The sequence below is a fragment of the uncultured Maritalea sp. genome, assembly GCF_937139385.1.
GTDB classification, from domain to species: Bacteria; Pseudomonadota; Alphaproteobacteria; order Rhizobiales; family Devosiaceae; genus Maritalea; species Maritalea porphyrae_A.
This window is the reverse complement of sequence record NZ_CAKZPW010000020.1, coordinates 1-7806: the sequence shown is the minus strand read 5'-3', so window position 1 is coordinate 7806 and position 7806 is coordinate 1. Positions and strand designations below refer to the sequence as shown.

The 7806-nt window shown below is 49.4% G+C and carries 11 protein-coding genes; 3 read left to right on the top strand and 8 right to left on the bottom strand.

The genetic code is table 11. From position 1 onward, the window contains the following. The 5 genes from Q0231_RS00880 to Q0231_RS00860 form a co-directional block, all read right to left on the bottom strand. Positions 1-464 (bottom strand): F0F1 ATP synthase subunit B' (locus Q0231_RS00880; protein WP_299343823.1); only part of this gene is annotated, 464 nt, incomplete at its 3' end. 153 nt (positions 465-617) lie between these two features. Beyond that, entirely contained in the window at positions 618-845 is a 228-nt protein-coding gene (locus Q0231_RS00875) for a F0F1 ATP synthase subunit C (protein WP_269392525.1), read from the bottom strand. Between the two features lie 81 nt (positions 846-926). Beyond that, positions 927-1694: a F0F1 ATP synthase subunit A gene (locus tag Q0231_RS00870; RefSeq protein ID WP_269392524.1), complete on the bottom strand. Its 768-nt coding sequence runs from the start codon at positions 1692-1694 to the stop codon at positions 927-929. Positions 1695-1711: 17 nt separating this feature from the next. Beyond that, positions 1712-2113 carry an AtpZ/AtpI family protein gene (locus Q0231_RS00865; RefSeq protein WP_269392523.1) on the bottom strand — a complete coding sequence of 134 codons (402 nt, stop codon included), beginning with the start codon at positions 2111-2113 and terminating at the stop codon, positions 1712-1714. A 350-nt stretch (positions 2114-2463) separates the two neighbouring features. Beyond that, complete coding sequence (locus tag Q0231_RS00860) at positions 2464-2757, bottom strand: DUF1330 domain-containing protein (RefSeq protein WP_299343816.1); 294 nt, start codon at positions 2755-2757, stop codon at positions 2464-2466. Between the two features lie 96 nt (positions 2758-2853). On the opposite strand from Q0231_RS00860, the gene Q0231_RS00855 reads away from it, so the two are divergent. The 3 genes from Q0231_RS00855 to Q0231_RS00845 all read left to right on the top strand — a co-directional run bounded on the left by Q0231_RS00855 (position 2854) and on the right by Q0231_RS00845 (position 5702). After that, positions 2854-3462: a TetR/AcrR family transcriptional regulator gene (locus tag Q0231_RS00855; RefSeq protein ID WP_299343813.1), complete on the top strand. Its 609-nt coding sequence runs from the start codon at positions 2854-2856 to the stop codon at positions 3460-3462. An 83-nt stretch (positions 3463-3545) separates the two neighbouring features. Continuing rightward, the gene (locus Q0231_RS00850; RefSeq protein ID WP_299343810.1) at positions 3546-4532 is read left to right on the top strand and encodes a Gfo/Idh/MocA family oxidoreductase; all 987 of its coding nucleotides are present in this window, start codon (positions 3546-3548) and stop codon (positions 4530-4532) included. 327 nt (positions 4533-4859) lie between these two features. Next, positions 4860-5702, top strand: a complete 843-nt coding sequence (locus Q0231_RS00845) for a carbohydrate ABC transporter permease (protein ID WP_299343807.1) — start codon at positions 4860-4862, stop codon at positions 5700-5702. Positions 5703-5869: 167 nt separating this feature from the next. Here Q0231_RS00845 and Q0231_RS00840 read toward each other — a convergent pair whose 3' ends face one another. The 3 genes from Q0231_RS00840 to Q0231_RS00830 form a co-directional block, all read right to left on the bottom strand. After that, a complete protein-coding gene (locus tag Q0231_RS00840) occupies positions 5870-7114 on the bottom strand; it encodes a sigma-70 family RNA polymerase sigma factor (protein ID WP_299343804.1) in 1245 nt (414 codons plus the stop codon). Between the two features lie 2 nt (positions 7115-7116). Further along, complete coding sequence (locus Q0231_RS00835; RefSeq protein WP_269392517.1) at positions 7117-7479, bottom strand: YciI family protein; 363 nt, start codon at positions 7477-7479, stop codon at positions 7117-7119. Between the two features lie 39 nt (positions 7480-7518). After that, the coding region (locus tag Q0231_RS00830; RefSeq protein ID WP_299343797.1) for an MAPEG family protein at positions 7519-7806 on the bottom strand (288 nt) is incomplete at its 5' end.

Here is a 7806-nt window from a genome sequence, read left to right as displayed (position 1 = left end):
TTTGCCATTTTCTTAGCCAAATCTGTTTCAACATCAGCGCGCTTTGCATCAAGGTCTTTGCGAATTGCTTCGCGTGACTCTTCTGCAATGGTGTGCGCTTTTTGTTTCGCATTTGCCAAGTCAGTTTCGTAGGCTTCGATGGCTTGGTCAGTTTTTTGGCGAAGACGTTCTGCTTCTGCCAAATCCCCTTCAATTCGATCACGTCGAACTTCCAAGATTTCGCCAATCCGTGGCAATGCAATTTTGCTCATCAAGATGTAGAGCGCTGCAAAGCTTAGGGCCAACCACAAGAGCTGAGAGCCAAAGCTTGCCGGATCGAACGGTGGAAATACGTCACTATGTCCGCCACCATCCGCCGCAGTGGACGCATGTGTGTCAGTCGCAGTTGCATCTGTGGCATGGCCATCAGTTGCTGTTGCGTTGGTGGCTTCCGTATCGTGTGATGTGGTTGTATTGCTTGCCATCTGGATACCTAAAATGAGTTTGCTGGCCCCTTGATATGCCCTAACGGAATATCCTGCCAGCGTCTGTGCCTGATCAATCAGGTCGGTAAGTTTAGGCAGCCCGAACATATCAAAGACATGTGCATGGGCTGCCTAAATTCAGTTGCCGTGGAATTAAACGGCGAACAATAGCAATAGGGCAACCAAGAATGAGAAAATGCCCAAAGCTTCTGTTACCGCAAAACCAAAGATCAAGTTACCGAACTGGCTTTGTGCGGCTGATGGGTTGCGCAACGCGCCTGACAAAAAGTTGCCAAAGATGTTACCAACGCCCATTGCTGCTCCGGCCATGCCCACACAGGCGATACCGGCACCGATCATTTTCGCTGCTTCCGCTTCCATTTTAAAATCCTTTCAAAGCTTCAAATGCGATATGTTTTGTCATCGAACCGGCATTGGCCGATAACGGGTTCTTCAACTCAATTAGTGCGATGGATGTATCGCATCATTGAGATACATGGAGGTCAAAACCGCAAACACATAGGCTTGCAAAGCCGAGACCAAAAACTCAAGTGCTGTCAAAGCAACAGTCATCGAGAATGGCAAGATGGCGCCAAGCCAGCCCACAAATCCAAAAGATGACAATGTAACGATAAAGCCAGCAAATACTTTTAGCGTAATGTGACCCGCCAACATGTTGGCGAACAAACGAACAGACAAGCTGATCGGACGTGAGAGAAACGAAACGATCTCAATCGGGATCACAATCGGCAAAACGTAGCCAGGTACGCCAGCCGGAACAAACAATTTGAGGAAACCAAGGCCGTTCTTCATGAAACCATAAACAAGTACCACGGTAATCACCAACATTGCCAAGGCAAAGGTGACGATGATGTGGCTTGTGATGGTGAAGAAGTAAGGCACCATGCCAAGCAAGTTGGCCACAAGGACAAACATGAAGAGTGAGAACACGAATGGAAAGAACTTCATGCCTTCAGAACCGGCAGAGCTGCGCACCATATTGGCCACAAACTCATAAAGCATTTCCGACAAGAGCTGCAAACGACCAGGAACCAATCCGCGACCGCCGGTCGACAGGATAAGAAATGCTGAAATCGCCAAAACAGTGATCACCATAAACAAAGCAGAGTTGGTGAATGCAATGTTGAAACCACCACCTTCACCACCGATTGAAAATATATCGGTGATCGCAAACTGGTGAATTGGATCGACTTTATTCGGATCTGCCACGTTTTAGGCCCTTATTTCTATTTAACCGGATCGACGTCGTCGTCTTCCGGTCCCAAATCCATATCCGGTGTAATTATGGCTGAAGCGTTCATTTCAGAGGCGCTGCGCACCACATTCAAAACGCCAGCGGCAAATCCCACCAACACCATTACCAACATGAGCCAAGGCGCCGTGCCAAAGATCAGGTCAGCAAAATAGCCAATGCCAAACCCCACCAGAATTGCAGCGATAAATTCAGTGCCCAATCGCACCGCCCGCGCATGCCCAGTGAGGTGGCTTTCCGACTTGTTCTCGACCATCAAACCCGCATCTTTTTTCGCCAACTTTATCTTGTCAGCAAGAGCGCGCGTTTCATCAGATCGAGACCCAATCGAAACAGATGCCTTCGTATCGCTTGTTGGTTTTATAGAATTGGACATCGACCAAACCCCTTCAAACCAGCCAAATCCGCGATGCAAAGGCACCCCTCAAAGTTGGCCGCAACATAAGGGGAGAGGATTTTTGTGTCAAGCAAACTTGTGATTTGCTGTCCGGTAGAAAAACGTGTTTAAAAACAACAGTTTACACGAGGCGTTAGACGAAGGTGTGACGTCGCATCTGCGGCCGAACGGCGCATTTTGCGTTCGCGTTGGGGATTCGCATTGGCATTACAAGGGTGGATGCCAAGATTTGTGTAATTTTGTACATATATGTAGGAAACATGATTGTGTGAAAACGGCCCAACATTGAGCATTGATGTTGGGCCATGTGGCGGATCTATGGGTGTGTATTATGCTGTCGGAACCATGTAACTTGTGATCGTCATGTCGCACGCTTCGTTTCTGAGCGGCACAATAGCTTGATACTCGGGGGAGCTGAACCAAGCATTCAACGCGTCCAAATTTGGAAACTCCAGCACGGCAACCACACTATGTTCGCCACTGCCGGCCAGAGTTTCGGCATATTTACCGCGTTTGGCCAGCGTGCCCCCGTGGGGCGCTAGGGTCGCCGTGGCGGCCTTGCCGTATGCTGCATACTTCTCGAGGTTTTTGATGATGCTTGTGGCAACTACAAATGCGCTCATTTTTATCTCCATTGAGTTCTGGGTTTAAGTGTTTTATACAGGTGTGTATATAAAAACGAATTGTTTTGTACAGTCAAGTACAAAAAAGGAGTTGAAATGGGACGTCCATCAGCATTTGACAGAGAGCAAGCGGTTGACGACGTGATGCATATGATTTGGCGCGATGGCTATGAAGCTTCGTCAGTCAAAGCCTTGTCTGAAAAACTGGGCATCACCCGTTCAAGTTTTTACAACGCTTTTGGCACCCGCGAAGCCTTGTTCAAGGAAGTGCTGGAACAATATTGCAAGCAATCACCCGATTTTGCTTTGGCTTTGGCCACGCCGCCAATCGATGTAAAAATGCTTTTAACTTTGGTCTTTCGCGAAGCATGTGCCGCCCGCGCGGCAGACCCAGAGGGGCGAGGCTGCCTTGCCATCAATTCAGTGGCCGAGCTGTGTAACCAAGATGAAGAGCTTGGCCCGGTGCTTGAAAGCTTAGTGCTTGGCTCCATCAACCAAATTCAAACCGTGCTGAACTGGGGCGTTGCCTCCAAAGAATTTCCGCGCGACCTAGATACCCACGCCATGGCGCTGTGCCTGCAAAACCTGCTGATCGGTCTCAATGTCATGTGCAAGGTGGTCAAAGACGAAGCCGAACTGCTTCTGACAGCAGAAACGACGCTTAAAGCCTTGGGCATGTATGAATATGGTTTGGATGAGGACTAGATCATTCGAGTAACTCCAATCTTGCCATTCCAGTAGATGTAATCGATAACATCTCTGTCATGATCAGAGAAGGCGGGTTGGCTATGTTACGTTGGGGAATTCTTGGGACGGCGAAAATTGCGCGCGAACGGCTGGTGCCGGCCATTCATGCATCAAACAATGGCACCTTGATGGGTATCGCCAGCCGTACACAACAAAGCGCTGATGCATTTGCGCAGGCCCACGGCATTCCGCTTGCCTTTCCCACTTACGAAGCAATGCTTGCAAGCGATGCCATAGACGCGGTCTACATACCGCTGCCCACCTCCCAACATGTTGAATGGACCAAAAAGGTTTTAGCGGCGGGCAAGCATGTGCTGTGCGAAAAGCCCATTTCGCTTCATGCTAGTGAAGTGGATCAACTCATCGCAGCGCGAAACAAAAGCGGCAAAGTGGCGGCGGAAGCGTTCATGGTCACCTATCACCCTCAATGGATCAAGGTGCGCGACTTGCTGGCGGAAGGTGCAATCGGCAAGCTGCGTCACATCCAAGGGTCGTTCACTTATTTCAATCGCGACCCAGACAATATGCGCAACAAGCCAGAACTTGGCGGCGGCGGCCTTTTAGATATTGGTGTGTACCCGACGGTCACATCGCGCTTTGTAACAGGGCAGGAACCAAAACGCGCCTTGGCAACACTTGAACGCGACCCAGCCTTTGGCACGGACATCTTTGCCAATTGCCAATATCAATTTGATGGATTTGATATGAGTTTTTATTGCTCAACTCAACTCGCGGCCCGCCAATCCATGATCTTTCATGCAGATCAGGGTTTCATAGAAATCAATGCGCCCTTTAACGCAGAGATATTCGATGCGGTCACGGTCACTCTGTCCAACCAAGCGCACAACAGCGCCCAAAGCTGGTCGTTCAACGCCACGCAGCAGTATACGCTGCAAGTCGAAGCATTTGGCCGCAAAGTGGCTGGCGATATGGTGGACCTATTCACCCTAGAAAACTCAAAGAAAAACCAAGCCGCCATCGATGCACTGTTTGCCTCAGGCGAAAGCGGCGATTGGGAAAGCGTTTAGGCCGGGATTGGGGCGTTGGTTGCTTTTGATCTCAGTCCAGAGTGCGGCCCAGCGCCGATCGCAGAAGACCTTATCCTGAGCCTGCCGAAGCATATCAATTAAAAATACCAAAACCAGACCAATTTTCAGTTTACTTGCGGGCAAACTTCTGCAAGCTATTCCTCAATAGTTGGACGCGGTGATTTGCTAATGTTTAGCGGATGAACCATTGGAATTCTTCTTATTGGCGATAACTCAACCGCCACTCAATCAAAAAATGGCTCGCATTATTTTGCGATTGTTTTGGGCTGATTGGTTGGCAAAGAACGCGAGGCAGGGGGCAGTGAATTGATCAACAGATATCGCTGGTACGAAAAAGTCGGCATTTATCTCGGCATTGCTGTTTTTCTCACCTTTATACTCGCGCCATTCTTTGAAGCATTTTTGGTGTCCCTGCGCCCATGGCGAAAAATCATCTCAATCCCCTACGAAGTGATCACCGAAGGTATGAGCTTTGATGCCTATTTTTCGGTTTGGCAGAACGTCCCCTTGCTTTGGCTTTATATCTGGAACAGCTTTTTCATAGCCACTTGCGTCACACTGCTTACCCTCACCGCGGTGATCCCCGCCGCATGGGCATTCGCCCGTTTTGAGTTTTGGGGCAGCCGCGCTTTGCTCACCAGCTTTCTGGCGGTCAATATGGTGGGCGGCGCTGTGCTCGTTATCCCGCTGTTTAAAATCATGATGAATTTGGGCATGCTCAATACCTATTGGGCACTGATCATGCCCGGCACCGCCTTTCTGATCCCAATCGGCATTTGGCTGCTGCGCGCCTATTTAATGCGCATACCCCGCGAACTGGAAGAAGCCGCTTGGGCCGACGGTGCCTCCCGACTATACATTCTGTGGCGGGTGATCATCCCCATTGCCATGCCTGGCCTCGTCGTGGTCACCATCGCCACCTTCATCGGCGCTTACTCACAACAATTCATCATTGCTATTTCGTTCAACTCCTCACAATATCTCCACCCGCTCGCTGTAGGGCTCTATCTACAGTCCGGTGGTTCGCTTTCCGCTTGGAACGAAGTTATGGCCGCCAGCATTATTGGTGTTTTACCGGTGATGATTATCTTCTTCTTCCTACAACGCCACATGATTGATGGCCTAACCGCCGGCGCTGTAAAGGCCTAGCGCGGCAGCGTCCCGCACTTGATGCGGACCTTACTTGAAGAGCGCCTTTCGGTATAAGACAAGACTCCGCAACTTCGTGGTTTCCCAAAAAAGCAGAGCGCTCTTATTTGATTTCCACATTCAATGTAAGCTGGGCTTTGTGAGCAAATTGCAGATCGGCACCAAAGTCAGTTGTTGGAACCATGTTTTTGCGCAGCGGTCAGTTTTGCTGCAAGGAATGCTCTTGAGGGGGCGTCGGGTGCAGTTTCAATGGCTGTCTTATATGCCGTTATTGCTTCTTCAAAGTGTCCCAATTTCAACAAGATGCTCGCACGGGCGGCATGCCATGGTTGAAAGGCCGATAAATCGCTCGAAAGGCTGTCGATCTTTTTGAGTGCCGTTTCCAGGTGACCAAGTTCAGCCATGACCACAGCCCAGTTCAGCGCAATGACGGGTGTTGGCTCAAAATGCCAAAGAGATTGGTACAGGAGTGACATTTGTATCCAATCAGGCGAACCCTTGGTCATATGACAATCTGCAATTGCCGCTTTGATCTGGAAGGCTTGAGGGGATCGACGGGCTACAGCATTGCGAAGAAACAACCTGCCTTCTTCAATCAATGTTTCTTGCCACAGTGAGCGATCCTGTTCCTCAATTGGTTTGCTTAGACCGTCCGCGCCCACCCTGGCCGGCAGACGCGCATGTGTGAGCAACATCAAAGCGAGAATGCCTTCAATTTCTGGTTCATTCGGTTTCAAGTCATTGAGCAATCTGCCCAGAAAAATAGCTTCGCCGCAAAGATCTCTTTCAGCCTCATCTTCAATCACGTAGCCAGTGGTGAAAATCAAATAGATGGTCGCCAGAACAGCATTTAAACGGTCATCCCACATTTCAGATTGTGGAACCGCGAACCCGATGCCTTTTGCTTTTATCTTTGACTTAGATCGGGTCAGCCGCTGCCCCATCGTCTTTTCGGTGTCCAAAAATGCATCTGCAATTTCGCGTGTCGTAAGACCACTCACCGTGCGCAGAGTTAGCGCCACACGAGATTTTATTTCAAGAGCCGGATGACAACAAGCAAAGATCAGCCTTAGGCGTTCGTCTGGAATTTCTTCTGTCGTTGTGGGGTGTGCAACATCACTCGTTACAAAACTGAATTGCTCAACTTTGTGGCTTTCTCGCATCTGAGATCTAAGGCGATCGATGCCTTTGTTTAGAGCCACTTTCATTAACCATGCAGTCGGTGCATGAGGGATACCAGAGCGCCCCCAATGGCTTAACGCCGAAATCAACGCTTCTTGCAAAGCGTCTTCGGCAAGCTGAAAGTCAGAAAGCCTTGAAATAAGGCCCGCCAGCAGCCGCCCCCTGTCATTGCTCATTACATCGTTTATGGCATTCTGAATGGCAATGGCTTTGGGGGCGGCGGAACTCATGTCTAATTGCCTGCCGGGTTGTAATCCATCAACGGGCGAACCTCGATCGTGCCAAAATTCGCCGATGGAATTAAGGCCGCATAAGATAGAGCGGAATCTAAGTCAGCCGTATCAATGACATAGTAGCCCCCCAAATGCTCGCGCGTTTCCGCAAATGGGCCATCCATTGTTTCCACCTTGCCAGCCTTGATCCGCAAAGATGTTGCCGTTTCAATGCCCTGTAGCCCTTCTCCTCCACACAGAACGCCATCAGCTTTCATTTTTTCATTTGCGGCGAAAAAATCGGACATCATTGTATCAAACTCGGGCGTTCCATAACTTGGTTCAAGTGCGGGGTCATTAAAGATCAAAAGCATATATTTCATAAGTAGGTTTCCTTTAAAAAAAATCTGATTGTGCGTCGTTTAAAGTCCAAAAATATTGAAGACCAAACAAACCATTGCGCTCAAGGCAGCAAGAATGTTGGTTCCATTGCCAACATATCGGAGGGGATGGGCAGCGTTGTCAATTTTCAGACCGAACGGATGAGCAATTCGTCCGATGATCAACAGGACACCCGAGACATGCAAGTAGATTGATGGCGCGTTCATTCCCTCAGCAAGAATCATAAGTATAAGAATGAAAGTGGACCATTCGAAGCAGTTTCCGTGTTGCCGTATGCGTTGTAAAAGCATTTGATCCCCTCCGTCGCC